Consider the following 14,027-nt stretch of genomic DNA (forward strand, 5'->3'; position numbering starts at 1 on the left):
GATCACACGTTGTCGACGTGCGCGACGCCCGCGGTGCGGTAGTCCTGCACCGCCGTCTTCACCTGCGCCGGGCTCAGCACCTGGTCCTTGGCGAAGTACACGTAGTCGACCTCCTGCTGGTAGGCCCGTTCTGCGCTGCTGCCCTGCAGGCCGCCCGAGATGAACCAGAGGTTGAAGTTGATCGACATCGGCGTCTCCGGGTAGTACTTGTCGCCGTGGTCGGCGACCAGCACGCCGTCGATGTAGTACTTCACGCGGCCGTTCGCCACCTGGAACACGAGGTCGTGCCAGCCGTTGTAGCTGACGCGCTGCTCGTTGTGGATGTTGTCGGCGACCCACGGTTCGTTCTGGTAGGTCTCCCAGGTGGTCTCGTACATGACGTTGGCCGGTTCGCCCCAGCCGCCGTTGGGCAGATACTCGAAGTCGATCTCGCCGTAGTTCGGGGCCATCGGCGCGTCGAGCGGAGTGATGGTGAAGAACGTCTGCACGACGTGGTCACCGTCCGGGCCGAAGACGGGCGCGTCGCTGAACTTCACGCGTGACGCGTAGGTGCCCTCGAAGAACTTCCGCTGGTGGTACAGCTCGGTCTGCCTGGCGGCCGAACCGTTGTTCCACGAGTCGAGGCGCATCACCTTCTGGCCGTCGACGGTCGGGAACGTGATGCGCGACGGGTCCCAGGTCGCGCCCGGCACACCGGGGCCGCCACCGCCGGAGCGGACGGTCCAGCCGCGCTGGCTGATCCGCGAGTCGCTCGAGTTGTCGTAGGCGAAGTCGTCGAACATCTTGGGGCCGTTGGGGTTCGGCTGCGTCGTCGTGGTCGTCGTGGTGGTGGGCGGGCTGCCGCCGGGCGGGGTGCCCCACAGCAGCGTGCTGCCGCGGTGGACCGTGACGCGGTTCCACGCCGAGTAGGTGCTCTCGCCGCGGAACGAGTAGTCGTCGGACTGGGCGATCGGGCCCCAGTTGGTGCGGTAGAAGCGGAGTTGCAGGTCTCCGGAGTCGGCGCCGGCGTTCAGCGTGCCCGCGCCGGAGGTGAAGCCGACCTCCAGGTAGCGGTCGGCCGGGCCGCCGGTCAGGGTGCCGAACTGGCCGGTCACGTTGCCGCAGCCGCGCACGGCCCACGAGCAGGCGAACCGGTAGCCGACGTCCGGGGTGTCGCTCTTGAAGTAGTAGCGGATCTTCACGTCGGACAGCGGCACGCTCGTGGTGCCCGAGTTAACCAGTTTCAACCACGGTTCGGCCTGGTCGGTCGTCGCACCGGACGCGCTGGTCCGGTACTGGGCGGTGATCGCGTCGGCGGCGAACGCGCTGGGCGCCACGGCCAGTGCTGCCACCGCCAGGGCCGCGCAGGACGCGGCTAGGAGTGCTCGCAACGTTCTCTCCTCATTTCGGCAGGGATGGACAGGGCGGCGAGCCTTGACGAGTGGAGGCGCATCCTGGTGGTGAAGCCCTCCCACTCGGGGCGCTGGGACCAGAGGGTGTCGGCCAGCGCGGCAAGACGGGGAAATGCCAGGTATTCCAGGTGGTCGCGGGAACGGGCGTGCTCGGTCCACAGCTGGCACTGGGCGCCGAGCACGCCGTCGGGCAGCGGCACGTGGTAGACGTCGCGAGCGGTCACGACGTACCCGGGCTGGCCGGGTGGTTCGTGCGGGGCGTCCGACTGCGGGTAGTCGAGGTAGGTGGAGGTGTGCGGGGCCATCACGACGGGTTGGCCGCGCTCCAGCGCTTTGGCTGCCTGGGTTTCGTCCTTCCACGGCATGACGACGGATCGCGGGTCGCCCGTCGGTTCCCAGGCGGCCGGGACGCGGCCGCGGCCGAGCAGGTACTCGCTCGCCTGGCGGAGGAACCGGCCGTGCACGTCCTCCGGCAGCAGGCACTCGTCGCCGCCGAGGTGGACGTGCTCGCCGGGGAAGACCTCCAGCACCTCGGCCAGGACCTCGCGGACGAAGCCCATGGCGTGCAGGCCGAATGCCGCGTCGCTGATGCCCCAGCGGGTCCAGACGGGCAGCGGTTCCAGGGCGATGCCGAGGTCGGGATAGGCAGCCAATGCCGCACGGGCGTGGCCGGGCATCTCGATCTCCGGCATGACCCGGACGCCGCGCTCGGCGGCGAACGCCACCAGGCTCTCCAACTCGGCACGGGTGTAGGTGCCGCCGTGCGGGACGCCGTCGCCGTTCGTCTCGGTGCGCCAGCCGCCGATCGAGGTCAGCAACGGGTGGGCGGGCACCGGCATGCGCCAGCCCTGGTCGTCGGTGAGGTGCAGGTGCAGGACGTTGAGCTTGTGCAGGGCCATCAGGTCGATGAACCTGCGCAGCACGTGCACCGGCTGGAAGTGCCTGGCGACGTCGAGCATGAACCCGCGCCACGGCAGCCTGGGCACGTCGCGGATGTCGACTCCCGGAAGCACCCAGTCCACTTCGGACGCTCGGGACGGCTTCAGCGCCTCGACCGGCAGGAGTTGGCGGATCGTCTGGACTCCGTGCGTCAGGCCTTCTCTGGTGCCCGCGCGCAGCAGGACGCCGTGTTCGTTGACGGTCAGCGCGTAGCCCTCGGCGCCGAGTCCGACGAGCTTGGCGTCCAGCGCGATGACGATCTGGCCGTGGTCCGCGATCGGCAACGGGAGTCCGGTTGCGGGCCTGAGGAGCGAGCGCAGGAGCCTGGCCACGGGCTCGGCGCCGGGCGTGACGCGCACGCTCGTGCCGCAGTCGAGGGTGAACCCCTTGCCGCGCCGCACGATCCTGGTCGGGAGTGGAACGATCACCCCTTCACCGCCCCTCCGACGATGCCGGTGGTCACCCGGCCCTGCAACACGACGAAGATCAGCAGCACCGGCAGCATGAACAGCGTCGAGGCGGCCATCGTGGCTCCCCAGTCGGTGCCGAAGGTGTTGTTGAACGAGGACAGCCAGACCGGCAGCGTGCGGTCGTCCTGGTCCTTGATGATCAGCACGTTGGCGAAGGCGAACTCGTTCCACGCGGTGATGAACCCGAACAGCGACGTCGCCAGCAGACCCGGTGCGAGCAAGGGGAACACGACCTTGCGGAACGCCTGCCCGCGCGTGCACCCGTCGACCTGTGCCGCTTCTTCGAGGTCGACCGGGATGGCAGCGAGGAACCCGCGCAACGTCACGATGGTGAACGGCAGCGTCATCATGAAGTAGACCAGCGTGAGGATCCACAGCGTGTCGAGCATGCCGGTGTCCCTGGCGATCACGTAGATCGGGATGAGCAGCGCCTCCCACGGCGTCATCTGCGCGACGAACACCATCAGCACGAACGCCCTGCGGCCCTTCCACCGCAGCCGCGCGATCGCGAACGCCGCGAGCAGGGCCACCAGCAACGCCAGGACCACCGCGCCGCCCGCCACGAGAAGACTGTTGCGCCAGAACGAGAAGAACCCCTTCGCGGCGATCGCCGTGCCGAAGTGGTCGAACGTGATCGGGAGCGGCAGGAACGTCGGTGTCGCGCTCTGGATGTCCTTGGTGGGCTTGAAGGCGGTGAGCACCATCCAGTACACGGGGAAGACCGAGATCACGAAGACCGTCAACGCCGCCGTGGTCCGGGAGATCCGTCCGATCATGCGTCCCGCTCCTGCCGGTAGAGCTGGCGGAAGTACGCCAGCAGTGCGAGCACGAGCAACGCCACCATGAGCATCGAGACCGCCGCGCCCAGGTCGTAGCGCTGCAACGACTGCGCGACCTGGAACGCGTAGACCGGCAACGTCGTCGTGGCCCGGCCAGGACCGCCCTGGCTGATCACCCAGATCTGCACGAACGCCTTGACGACCCAGATCACCTCCAGGCACGTGATCAGGCCGAACATGGCGCGCAGCAGGGGGAACGTGATGGTCGAGAACACCCGCCACGCGCCGGCGCCGTCGATGCGCGCGGCCTCGTACAGCTCCTGCGGGACGGTGATCATCGCCGCGTACAGCGACAGCGCGGCGAACGGGATCGACTGCCACACGATCAGCGTGATGAGGATGCCGAACGTCGCCTCGCCGTCCGCGAACCAGGTGTAGTCGCGGTACTCCTCGAAGCCCAGCGCGACCAGCGCCCAGTTCACGACGCCGAGCCTGGACTGGAAGAGCCATTGGAACACCGTGGTCGCCGCGATGATCGGCGTCGCCCAGGTGAGCACGAGCCCGCCCATCACCAGCAGGCGCAGCCACCTCCCGAGCCTGACGAGCAGCAAGGCGACCAAAGTGGACAGAACCATGATGAGCACGACGTTGATCGCCGTGAACCAGAGCGTGCGCTTGACCACGCCCCAGAACTCTGGATCGGACAGCACCTTCACGTAGTTCGCGAGTCCGACGAACTTCGCGTCGCCGCGCACGAGCTGCGGCAGCCCGAACTCCTGCAGCGAGATGATCACGTTGCGAACCAACGGGTACACCAGCAGGTACGCGGTCGTGAGGAGAGTCGGCGCGATCAGCAGGTACGGCAGCACCGGGCGTTTGCGGCGCTTCGGGGCGGCCGGTGCGGTCTCCCGCACCGGCCTTTCGGCCAGGAGCGTCATTTGCCCGAGTTGAGCGCTTGGGTGATCACTTCGTCGGCGGTCTTGGCGGCTGTCGCGGGATCGGCGCCGGTCAGGACCGCGGTCTGGAACTCCTTGATCGGGTTGCGGGCCTCGACCGCCGCCCAGTTCGGCGAGTTCGGGGTGGCGTGCCCGTTGGCAGCGCCCTGCGCCATCGCCGCCGTGCCGGGGTCACCGCCCACGTCCTTGGCGAGCGACTTGCGGTTCGGCACGTAGTTCATCGCCTTCGCGAGCTCGACCTGCCACTTCTCGCCGGCGAGCGCCTTGACGACCTCGTACGCGCCGTCCTGCCTGCCCGACGCCATCGGGATGATGAGGTCGGAGCCGCCGGTGAACACCGCGCCGGGCTTGTCCGCGGTCTTGCCGGGGATCGGGAAGAAGCCGATCTTGCCTTCCAGCTCCGGGTTGGCCTTCGTGACGAGCTTCGCCGCGCCGGGCACCGCGATGAACTGCGCGACCTTGCCGCCCGCGACCACGTCCGTCTGCTGCGGCTTGGCCTCGTCGGAGTCCTTCGGCCCGTCGCCGAGCGCCTGGAGCTTCTTGTAGAAGTCCATGCCCGCCAACGCCTGCGGCGTGTTCAGCGAGCCGCTCCACCTGTCGCCGCTCTGCTTGGCGAGGTCGCCGCCCTCGTCCCAGACGAAGCCGGACAGCGTGTACCAGTTCTGGCCGGGCAGGTAGATCCCCTGCTGGTCGCCCTGGTCGAGCTTGGCCGTGGCGGTGAGCCACTCCTCGCGGGTCTTGGGCGGCGTGACCTGGGCGGCCTCGAACAGGTCCTTGCGGTAGATGACGACCCGGTTGGCCGCGTAGAACGGGACGCCGAACTGCTTGCCGTCCACCGCACCCGGTTCGCTCAGGCCGGGAATCCAGTCGTCGCCCTGAAGCTCGCTCTTCTTGGCGGACAGGTCCGTGACGCCCTTGCTGGCCACGTACTGGGCGACCTGGGTGTTGCCGACCTCGATCACGTCGGGCGGATCAGTGCTGGCCAGGGCACTGGTCACCTTCTGCGTGATGCCGTTCCACTCCTGAATCTGGATCAACAGGTCGAGATCGGCGTGATCACGTTCGAACTCGCTCTCGAACTTCGAAACGAACTCCTCGGTGGCCGTGTCCTTCATCAGCCACACGGTGATCTCCTGCTTCCCACCGCCGCCGCCCGCGGACGTACCGCAGGCCGACAACGTGAACGCCAGGACTAACAAGGCAGCGGAGCGCGACACGACTCACCTCTCGCTGGGATGTGACCAATTGGTCAGGTCCGATGGGAGTGGGTAGAAAGTGGCATAGACCACTTCTCAGGTCAATCCCCTGGTTGGACCCGTGGGAGCGCTCTCGATCTTCACCAGGCTGGTTACTTACCAGTGGTATGCCATACTGGCCGCCGACCGAGCGGAGGGGCATGGCCGAAGCGATCCTCAAGCGCGAGCAGGTCCGCGACTACCTGCTCGAGCTCATCGAGACCCACCCCGCGGGCGCCCCGATCCCCGCCGAACGCGTGCTGTGCCAGCAACTCTCGGTCTCGCGCCCCACCGTCCGCTCAGCCGTGGAGGAACTGGTCAACACCGGCCTGCTCGTGCGCCAGCACGGGCGGGGCACCTTCGTCGCGCGCGCCAAGATCACCCAGGAGATGGTCTCCGACACCGGATCCATGTCCCTGCCCCAGGCAGGCGGCGCGTGGTCGTCCCGGGTGCTCGAACACGCCCGCGTCCCGGCCGGTGCCCGAGTGGGCCGCCGCCTGCACCTCTCCCCCGCAGCCGAGATCCACTACATCGCCCGCCTGCGCCTGGTCGACGGCGAGCCGATGGCGTTGGAGTACCTGCACGTGCCTGCCCTGGTCGCACCCTCGTTGACGTTGCACGACATGGAGTCCGGCGACTTCTACGAACGGCTGCGCGAGCACGGCGTCCACGTTTCCGAGGCTGTGCAGTCGATCGAGCCCACGGTGGTCAACGAGTCCGAGGCTGCGCTGCTCGGAGTTCCCGAGCTGGCACCGGCTTTGTTGTTCGAGCGGCTGACCACCGATGCCGAAGGGCGGCAGGTGGAGTACGTGCACTCGATCTACCGGGGGGACCGGTATCGGATCGTGTCGCGGTTGACGCTCGGGGCTTCGCCGCGCAACACCGTGGACGTGGAGGCGAAGGTCGGCAACGACCTGTTCCAGTAACACCGGCCGGGCACGCTACGACGTGAGATCACGTGCAGGGTGCGAGAGTCGTCCGGGTAGTAGCGGCCACGTTGGCGGCCGTCGCGTTCGTAGCCGGGTTCGGCAACCTGGTCCCGTTGATCGACAACGAGCACACCAAGGCCGGGATCTACCTCGCCCTCAACAGCCACAAGTACGACGCACCCCTGCCCGCGCTGCGACTCATGGTGACCGCGACCAGTCTGAATCCGGCAGAGCGCCGGATTCAGGTCTCGCTGAAGCTGGTGTCGGTTCTTCGGACAGAGCGACCGGTGTTCGTCGACAAGAACGGCGAACCCGTCTCGCAGTTCGGCAAGCTGAGGCCGGAGTTCGCCGATGCCAAGCTGAACGTGGTGCTGCGCAACTCGTACATCGGTGAGACGACAGTGCAGTATCCGCTGTCGGATGTGGAGGACCCGACTTTCTCGCTGGACGCAGGCACAGTCACCGCCTCCATTCCTGCTGATGTGGACCCGACGCAGTTCCCCAACGACTCCTACACCCTGGAACTGAGCGCCGACGCCTCCACTCCTTCTGGGATCTCCGCGATACCTCCGCTGGCCGACGGCCAGCAGAACACCTCGCCCTCATCCAGACTTCCGGTCACCGTCGGCATCGCGCTCGATGAGCGGCTGGGGAGGTGGAACCTCGACACCGACAAGGCGGTGGCTGGGGAGATCGACACCAGTTCCGGCGGACGCGGCTACCTGGCACGCATCGAAGCCGAGTTCAGCAGAGGCTGGAGGTATTGGGCGTTCATCTACGCGGTGAGCCTGATGCCGGCGGTGATCGGGCTGAGCTTCTTCGTCCGGACCAGGCGCCGTGGTGTGAATGCCGGTGACAGCTCGGCGGCCATGGAACTGGCAGCCGCACTGCTCGCTCTCATCGCATTGCGCCAGGTCTTCGTACCCACCGACATCACCGGTCTCACCAGGCTCGACTTCGTTCTCGGAGTCCAGCTGCTCGCCGTGTGCTGGCTGATGGCGGTCACCTACGTAGCCGATCCCCCATCGCCGGCCGTTCCACCGCCGAATCCCGCCGAACCCGTTGCCGCACAGTCGAAACCCGAGCGACGCCGTCCCCGCAAGCGCCGCTTGGCCCCGCGGATACCCGACGGGGCCGTCCGCCGCGTCACATGAACCGGGCGCTCTGACTGTCCACGAAGGTCTGCGCGCGTTCCAGGGTGTGCGAGGCATAGGTTCCCCCGGCACGCGCGTCCAGCAGGGCGTTCTGCTGCGCGTCCGTCATCATCCGCTGCAGCTCGAAACGCTGGTGCAGCGACTTGTCCGGGTCCTGCTCCAGGAACTTCTTCTCGATGCCCTCGCTCATCGCGATCGTGCGTTCCAGCGTCTGCTCCAGCAGGCGCTCGTCGAACGGCTCACCGTTCTCCCTGCACAACGTCGAACTCTCCAGCAACGTCCGGCTCGCCGTCACCAGTTCGCCCGCCAGCCGGGCGTACTCGCGGCGTTCGTGGTCCTCGTCGTTGCCCCGGATGCCCAGCCACCTGATCACCAGCGGCAACGAGCCGCCCTGCACGACCAGGGTGAGGATCGCGACCGTGAAGGCGATCAGGATCAGCTCGTTGCGGAACGGCAGGTCCTCCGGCAGCGTCTGGGCGGCCGCCACCGTCACCACGCCGCGCATGCCCGACCAGGCGAGGACCGCGCCGCCGCGCCAGCTCAGGCCTTCGCTGGCGTAGAAGGCGACGTCGGCCTGTTTGCGTTGCAGCATGCGGACTCCGCGTTCGTACCGCTTCTCGTTGCCGGGCTCGGGGCCTCGAGCGAGGAAGCGGTCCAGAAAGGAGTCGAGCTTGCCGGTGAACGCGTCCGCGCGGCGTTGCTGGCGGCGGAGCATGGCGATGAGCGGGATCACGAACGTCCCTCGCAGCAAAACCAGCGCAACGGTGGCCAGCGCGCCGATCACCAGCGTCCGCGCCAGATCGTCGTCCGCCACGGTGGCGACGACCGACGTGAGTTCGAAGCCCACCAGCAGGAAGACGCCGTTCTCCAGGATGAGCTGGATCGTGCGCCAGTTGGTGCGTTCGGAGATGCGGTCGTGCGCGGTGAACCGCTTGGCGCTCTGGTGGCCGGTGATCAGACCGGCCACGACGACGGCGATCACGCCGGACGAGTGCACCTCCTCGGCCGGGATGAACGCCAGGAACGGGACGACGTACGAGATCGCGGTCGTGAGCACCGGCTGGCCCTGGATCTTCGACCGCGCCCACACCGACACGATGCCGACCGCGGCGCCGATCACCACGCCCACCGACACGGCGTACGCGAAGTCGCCCACCGCGCTGCCGAACGACACGCTGGCAGTGATCGCGACGATGGCCGTGCGCAGCAGCACGAGCGCGGTCGCGTCGTTGACCAGGCCTTCGCCCTCGAGGATCGTGACGAGCCTGGGCGGCAGGCCGAGCTTCTTGCCGATCGACGTGGCGGCGACCGCGTCCGGCGGGCTGATCACCGCGCCCAGGGCGAGCGCCGCCGCGAAGCCGATCTCGGGCAGCAGCCACCAGATCAGCAGCCCGGTGCCGAAGGCGGACACGGCCACGAGCAGCACCGACAACGCGCCGATGGTCGCGAAGTTGCGTCTGAAGTCGACCACCGGAACGTTCACCGCAGCCGAGTACAGGATCGGCGGCAGCACGATCACGAGAATCCACTCGGGCTCCACGACCAGGTGCGGTGCGCCGGGCAGTTGGCTGCAGCCCATGCCGACGAGCACGAGCAGCACAGGTGCGGCCACGCCCAGTTTGGGCGCGGCGTACGACACCACCACGATGATCAGCACGGCCGCGACGGCGAGCAAGGCCCATTCCTGCATGACGTGCAGTTTGTCTGATCGGAACGGACCTCGCCCGGGCAGGCACGCCGGTCAGGAAGCAGGAAGCACGTGGCGGCCGTCACGGTCGGTGCTCAGGCACAGCGAGCAGATCTCGCCGCCGAGAGCGCTGGCCGTCATGTCCGGTCGCTCGTACGACTCCGTGCACACCACGCACTCGTACCGCGTCCCGCTCGGGTTGCCGTCCTCGTCGAGCACCGGCTCCGCGATGCCGTCGTCCTTGCGGCGCAAGTAGAACCGGCCGCGCGTGAGCACCGCGAGCAACGGCGTCAGCACGATCGGGATGCCGACCGCCACCAACGGTGAGTAGGGCTGGATCGCCGCGCCGAACAGTCCGAAGTAGACCGAGATGGAGCAGATCGACGAGGCGAGGAACGACCCGACGCCCACCGGGTTGACCGCGAACAGCATGCCGCGGCGGAACTCCGGCTGCTTGGGCGACAGCTTCAGAAGGTACTTGTTGATCGCGATGTCCGCCGCGACCGTGACCACCCAGGCCATCGCGCAGTTCGAGTAGAAGCTCAGCAGGTTGTTGAGGAAGCTGAACATGTCCGCTTCCATCAGCACCAGCGCGATCACGAGGTTGACCAGCACGAACACCAGCCGTCCCGGATAGTGCTTCGTGACGCGGGTGAAGGAGTTCGTCCACGCCAGCGACCCCGAGTAGGCGTTGGTGACGTTGATCTTCACCTGGCTCAGCACCACGAGCACCAGCGCCAGCGGCACCACCAGCCACGCCGGCATGAACTGCTTGAACACCCCGGTGAACTGCTCGATCGGCTCCACCGCCGCGACCTTGCCGACCGCGTCGAGCACGTAGACCGCCATGAACGCGCCGATCGCCTGCTTCAGCGCCCCGAACACGACCCAGCCCGGTCCGGCCATGATCATCGACGTCCACCACGCCCGCCGGTTCTCCGCGGTGCGAGGCGGCATGAACCTCAGGTAGTCGATCTGCTCGCCGATCTGCCCCATCAACGACAGGCACACGCCCGCGCCGAGCATCACCGCCGCGGTGTTCACGCCGGTGTCCCCGTAGGCGAGCCAGCGGCTGACCGAGTCCGGGTCCGCGATCACCAGGTACAGCAGCGGCGCCACCATCAGCAGCAGCCACAACGGGTTCGTCCAGCTCTGCAGCTTCGCGAGCACCTTCATCCCGTAGATCACCAACGGGATGATCACCAACGTCGACGCGAGATACCCCAGCCACAGCGGCAGACCCAGCGCGTACCGCAGGCCCTGCGCCATGATCGAGCCTTCGAGCGCGAAGAAGATGAACGTGAAGCTCGCGAAGATCACGCTCGTGATGACGGAGCCGTAGTAGCCGAACCCTGATCCGCGCGTGATCAGGTCGAGGTCGATGTTGTACCGCGCCGCGTAGTACGCCAGCGGGAACCCGGTCACGAAGATGACGATCGCCGCGAACGCGATGGCCAGCAACGCGTTCCCGGTGCCGTGCGCGAGCCCGATGCCCGCGCCGATCGAGAAGTCCGCCATGTAGGCGATCCCGCCCAGCGCGGACGCCCCGACGACGGCGGGCGTCCAGCGCCGGTACGTCCGGGGTGCGAATCGAAGGGTGTAGTCCTCAAGCGTCTCTTTGGACGCCGCACGAACCGGCGCGGGCTCCACAACCTCGTCAAGGGTCATGGATCTCGACGCTAGGAACCGCGCGTTTCAGCCAGTCACGCCGCTTGTGACGTACCGATGACGCTGTGTTCACGCGCCATTGATGATCTCGTGACGTTCATGACGGAGCGTCAGAGCTTCCAGATCCGGACGGTCTTGTCGTCGCCGCCCGCCGCGATCCGCTTGCCGTCCGGGGAGAACGCGACCGCCTGGATCTGGCCACCCGCGCCGATCACCGTGGCGCGGACCTTCTTGGTCTCCACGTCCCACAGCTGGACGAAGTTGCCCTGACCCCAGGCGGCGACCGTGTCGCCGTCCGGGTGGTACAGCGCGCTCGCCAACGTGAGACCGTCGTCCGCGCGCGGGAACACCGCCTTGCTCTGCCCTGACTCCACGTCCCAGAGCTGCATGCTGTTCTTGCCGTCGCCGTCGATGACCGCCAGGGTCTTGCCGTCGGGCGAGAACGAGCCGCCGTCACCGGTCGAGTCGTTGATGGTCTTGACCGTCTTGCCGGTGGCCGGATCGACGATCTTGATCTCCTGGTACTTGGTGCCGGCGTAGGCGAGCAGCTTGCCGTCCGGGCTGAACGAGAGGTCGCTGCTGCCCTGGGCCTCGGTCAGGCCGATCTTGACGGTGCGGGCCGCGACGTCCCAGACCTGCAGGCGGCCGGTGTGGGTGATGCCGACGAGGGTCTTGCCGTCCGGGTGGAAGCGCAGGGTCTTCATGATCGATCGGCTCTGGTCCAGGCCGCCGATCATCGAGCGGTCGGAGATGTTCCACAGGTACGTGGTGAAGTCGCCGGTGCGGTTGCCGCCTGCGGCGAGGATCCTGCCGTCCGGACTGATCGCCACCGCGCACGCCGAGGCGCCGCCGGGGCCGTCCGGGTTCTGGACCGTGCCAATGAGCTTGCCGGTGGTGGTGTCCCACAGGCGGACCAGGGCGCCGCCGTCGCCGAGGCCGTCCTCGGCGCTGGCGAGGATCTTGCCGTCCGGGCTCCACGCGATCGACGAGACCGAGGCCTTGTGGTCGACGAGCTGGACGTGCTCGGTGAACTCCTCCGGGCGTCCCGGCTGGGTCTTCGAGGACGTCGTCGACTGCTCGGAGCCGCCCTCCTTGTCGGAGGCCGTCTTGGTGTCGTTGCTGGACGGCAGCAAGGCCGCCCCGCCGTCGTTGTTCCTCGTGCCGATCCACCACGCGGTGCCGCCTCCGATCAACGCGACCGCGCCGACACCGGCGAACAACGCGGTGCGTCTGCTGACACCGCCGGACTTCGCCACGACCGGCAGCACGACGGGCGCGCCCGCGAGCATCGCCAGCGCCTGGTCGACCGAGGCGCGGTCGGCGGGGTTCTTGCGCAGCAGCCCGCCCAGCAGCGACGCGAGGTGCCCTGCGCGCTGCGGGGGCGGCGGGTCCTGGGTGAGCAGCATCGACAGGGTCGTCATGAAGTCCCTGCCCTGGTACGGCGGCCGGCCTTCCACGGCGGCGTACAGGGTGGCGCCGAGCGACCACATGTCGGTCACCGGGGTGATCGGCGCGCCGGTGCCCTGCTCCGGCGCCATGTACGCGGGCGTGCCGACGATCGAGCCGTCGGTGGTCAGCGGGACGTCGCCGGTGAGCCGCGCGATGCCGAAGTCGGTGATGACGACCCGCTCGCCGGACAGCAACACGTTGGCGGGCTTGAGATCGCGGTGCACGATCCCGGCCTGGTGCGCCACCCGCAGCGCGCTCAGCATCGACGTGGCGATGTAGGCGACCTGGTCCGGGGGCAGCGCACCCCGGGCCTTGACGGCATCGGACAGCGAGCCGCCCCGGACGTACTCCATCACGATCATCGGGGTGCCGTTGTACTCGACGACGTCGTGCACGGTGACGATGCCGGGGTGGTTGAGCTGGCCGGCGAGCTGCGCCTCCCGCATGGCGCGCTGGCACAGCAACGCCCGCTGCTGCGGGTCGAGCCCGACCGGCAGCAGCAGCTCCTTGACGGCCACCTCACGGCCGATGACCTCGTCCCGGCCGAGCCACACCCGGCCCATGCCGCCGACGCCGATCACCTGAACGAGCCGGTAGCGCTGCGCCACCAGACTTCCCGTCGCATCTGTCACGGCGCGCAGCTTAGATGGGAGAACACGCTCCCACGACGGTAACCGGCAAGTTCGCTCACTGATGAACCTGTTGGCAGCGAAGAAACATCATGTGCGTTCAATCGGTCGACAATGGACCTGTCCCTAGTGGACTCTCGCGACCTCGATCCCGATCTCCCCGAACATCCGCAACTTCCGCGTCCTCGTCGGTTCCGTGGCGAACCCGGCCTCGCCGATCCCCTTCGCCGCGTGGCCGTGATGCGCGATGTCGGCGAGCACGAACAGCCCGCCCGGTCGCAGCACCCGGCGCACCTCGGCGAGCATCTCACCCTTCGAAGGCCCGTCGAGGTGGTGCAGCATCAGGCTGGAGAAGACGACGTCGAACGAGGCGTCCGGGAACGCCAGCTCCTGCGCGAACCCCCGGTCCAGCTTCGCCTCCAACCCGGCCCGCCGCAGCTTGCGCTCCGCCCGCGCCAGCATCTTCAGATCGGGGTCCACGCCGGCGAGCTCGACGTCGCGATGACGCTTTCCGGTGGAGCGCAACAGGTTTCCGGTGCCGCAGCCGACGTCGAGCACTCGTTGCCCGGCACTCAGAGCGGTCACCTCGACCATCTCCTGATGGATCGCGGACAAGCCGGACGCCCGGTGCAGCACGTCGTAGAACGGCAGCAGGTAGTGCTTGCCCATACCGGGCAGGTAGTCCCGCTCCTGGGACGATGTTTCGGCCATGCACTCATTCTGACTGGCCTCAGACCTGGA

At 67.9% G+C, this 14,027-nt stretch carries 11 protein-coding genes; 2 read left to right on the plus strand and 9 right to left on the minus strand.

Going from position 1 to position 14,027, the window contains the following annotated elements; all coding sequences use genetic code 11:
• Positions 1-2 precede the first annotated feature (2 nt).
• Genes ACIRG5_RS02235 through ACIRG5_RS02255 form a run of 5 tightly spaced genes read right to left on the minus strand, consistent with a single transcriptional unit; the run spans position 3 to position 5,752 of the window.
• Complete coding sequence (locus ACIRG5_RS02235) at positions 3-1,370, minus strand: cellulose binding domain-containing protein (RefSeq protein ID WP_402898836.1); 1,368 nt, start codon at positions 1,368-1,370, stop codon at positions 3-5.
• Positions 1,355-2,758, minus strand: a complete 1,404-nt coding sequence (locus tag ACIRG5_RS02240; RefSeq protein ID WP_402898839.1) for a beta-N-acetylhexosaminidase — start codon at positions 2,756-2,758, stop codon at positions 1,355-1,357. The genes ACIRG5_RS02235 and ACIRG5_RS02240 overlap by 16 nt, the downstream gene beginning before the upstream one ends.
• On the minus strand, positions 2,755-3,576 hold the full coding sequence (locus tag ACIRG5_RS02245; RefSeq protein ID WP_402898842.1) for a carbohydrate ABC transporter permease: 822 nt from the start codon (positions 3,574-3,576) through the stop codon (positions 2,755-2,757). The genes ACIRG5_RS02240 and ACIRG5_RS02245 overlap by 4 nt, the downstream gene beginning before the upstream one ends.
• Positions 3,573-4,517: a carbohydrate ABC transporter permease gene (locus tag ACIRG5_RS02250; RefSeq protein WP_402898844.1), complete on the minus strand. Its 945-nt coding sequence runs from the start codon at positions 4,515-4,517 to the stop codon at positions 3,573-3,575. Before ACIRG5_RS02250 ends, ACIRG5_RS02245 begins: the two co-directional genes overlap by 4 nt.
• Positions 4,514-5,752: an extracellular solute-binding protein gene (locus ACIRG5_RS02255; RefSeq protein WP_402898847.1), complete on the minus strand. Its 1,239-nt coding sequence runs from the start codon at positions 5,750-5,752 to the stop codon at positions 4,514-4,516. The genes ACIRG5_RS02250 and ACIRG5_RS02255 overlap by 4 nt, the downstream gene beginning before the upstream one ends.
• A gap of 179 nt (positions 5,753-5,931) precedes the next feature.
• On the opposite strand from ACIRG5_RS02255, the gene ACIRG5_RS02260 reads away from it, so the two are divergent.
• Together ACIRG5_RS02260 and ACIRG5_RS02265 are read left to right on the plus strand one after the other, a co-directional pair.
• Positions 5,932-6,696, plus strand: coding sequence for a GntR family transcriptional regulator (locus ACIRG5_RS02260; RefSeq protein ID WP_402898850.1), 765 nt, complete (start codon positions 5,932-5,934; stop codon positions 6,694-6,696).
• Positions 6,697-6,728: 32 nt separating this feature from the next.
• Complete coding sequence (locus ACIRG5_RS02265) at positions 6,729-7,853, plus strand: hypothetical protein (protein ID WP_402898852.1); 1,125 nt, start codon at positions 6,729-6,731, stop codon at positions 7,851-7,853.
• Here the strand turns inward: ACIRG5_RS02265 and ACIRG5_RS02270 are convergent.
• From ACIRG5_RS02270 to ACIRG5_RS02285, 4 genes are all read right to left on the minus strand, one after another.
• Positions 7,846-9,543 carry a cation:proton antiporter gene (locus ACIRG5_RS02270; RefSeq protein ID WP_402898855.1) on the minus strand — a complete coding sequence of 566 codons (1,698 nt, stop codon included), beginning with the start codon at positions 9,541-9,543 and terminating at the stop codon, positions 7,846-7,848. The genes ACIRG5_RS02265 and ACIRG5_RS02270 overlap by 8 nt on opposite strands.
• A gap of 51 nt (positions 9,544-9,594) precedes the next feature.
• Positions 9,595-11,208: a purine-cytosine permease family protein gene (locus tag ACIRG5_RS02275; protein ID WP_402898858.1), complete on the minus strand. Its 1,614-nt coding sequence runs from the start codon at positions 11,206-11,208 to the stop codon at positions 9,595-9,597.
• A 110-nt stretch (positions 11,209-11,318) separates the two neighbouring features.
• Positions 11,319-13,289 (minus strand): WD40 repeat domain-containing serine/threonine protein kinase, encoded by a 1,971-nt coding sequence (locus ACIRG5_RS02280; RefSeq protein WP_402898861.1) that lies wholly within the window; start codon positions 13,287-13,289, stop codon positions 11,319-11,321.
• Positions 13,290-13,412: 123 nt separating this feature from the next.
• Positions 13,413-13,997, minus strand: a complete 585-nt coding sequence (locus tag ACIRG5_RS02285; protein WP_402898864.1) for a class I SAM-dependent methyltransferase — start codon at positions 13,995-13,997, stop codon at positions 13,413-13,415.
• Positions 13,998-14,027: the final 30 nt, after the last annotated feature.

The sequence above is a fragment of the Lentzea sp. NPDC102401 genome (assembly GCF_044765805.1).
In the GTDB taxonomy this organism is placed as follows: Bacteria; Actinomycetota; Actinomycetes; order Mycobacteriales; family Pseudonocardiaceae; genus Lentzea; species Lentzea sokolovensis.